Origin of the sequence: Actinoplanes sp. NPDC051513 (assembly GCF_044454685.1) — a bacterium.
Classification (GTDB): domain Bacteria; phylum Actinomycetota; class Actinomycetes; order Mycobacteriales; family Micromonosporaceae; genus Actinoplanes.
Genome location: NZ_JBITDW010000075.1, coordinates 1 through 1,016 on the forward strand (window position 1 = coordinate 1; position 1,016 = coordinate 1,016).

The 1,016-nt window shown below is 68.8% G+C and carries 1 protein-coding gene; it reads right to left on the reverse strand.

Annotated features, from left to right (window positions below; translation table 11 throughout):
- Positions 1 to 36: 36 nt before the first annotated feature.
- Positions 37 to 834 (reverse strand): VOC family protein, encoded by a 798-nt coding sequence (locus ACIA5D_RS51785; protein ID WP_396038131.1) that lies wholly within the window; start codon positions 832 to 834, stop codon positions 37 to 39.
- Between the last annotated feature and the right edge of the window lie 182 nt (positions 835 to 1,016).

The window sequence follows — 1,016 nt, forward strand, 5'->3', positions numbered from 1 at the left end:
CGCGCCGGTTCGACGTATGGCGCGGCCCTTGGAGTGCTATGTCGCCGACTCGTATGCTTCGCCATCCGGGCTGGCCACCACGACGGTGTACCCGTCGGGATCTCGCAGCCAGATTTCGCGATGGCCGGGCCCGTTGCCCCGACCCTCAGGTGGGTTGCGGTGCGGCGGCCGTAAGACGGTGGCCTTGAGGTGGTCTGCGCGGGTGACGACGCCGTCGAAGTCGGACGTATCACCGAACCACAGCAGTACGCCGTTTCCGACCGTAACGTCCGGGTCAGCGACGGGGCCGTGATGGTGTTCGGTCCCGATGTTGTGCAGCTGTAGGACAAGGTGTCCGTCAGCGAGCAGCCGTTCGTACTCGGCACCGCCGTGACCGCTGCGTAGGCCGAGCAGTTCCTGGTACCAGCGACTGGAGGCTTCCACGTCCCGTACGGCGATCAGCGTCTGCGACCGGGCGGTACGGGTCAGCACGACGATGCCGATCCGGTTCCCGGCCGGATCGTCGACTTCGACCAGCCAGCGCTCCCCGTTGTCCAGTTGGGGCCGGCCGCGCACGGTGCCACCGTTCCCGGTCACCTTGTCGAGTGTCGGCCACAGGTCGTCGGCGCAGAACCAGAGGACCGGGCCGGCGGCGCCGGCGGGCTTCAGGTCTGTGGTCCACTGGCCGATGATTCCGGGCGCCTCGAAGCTGCCGTGCTCCAGCCCGACCGACCAGCCGAACACGGCCTGGTAGAAGGCCGCAGACCGGGCCACCTCGAGCGCTGGCAGCTGCAGATATCCGACTTGGCCGTGCAGCGGCGGCTGGACCCCGCGGTGGATGTCGGCTCGAGTCATGTCGGTCTCCTCCGTCAGTCGGGCTACGACGCGGACGCCGGGGCGTCGGCGACCAGTAGTCGTCGGGCAGTGCGGGCGAACCAGTTCTGGTACCGATCCACCGTCCAGTGGCGGTGGCGGACCAGCCGGTCGAACACCGCCGGCTCCATCAGCAGCCAGATGGTGTCCACGGCCTCCGGCAG

Excerpts from the sequence above, each read along its gene's own strand:
- ACIA5D_RS51785 (WP_396038131.1), bottom strand. The coding sequence starts at position 834 with ATGACTCGAGCCGACATCCACCGCGGGGTCCAGCCGCCGCTGCACGGC.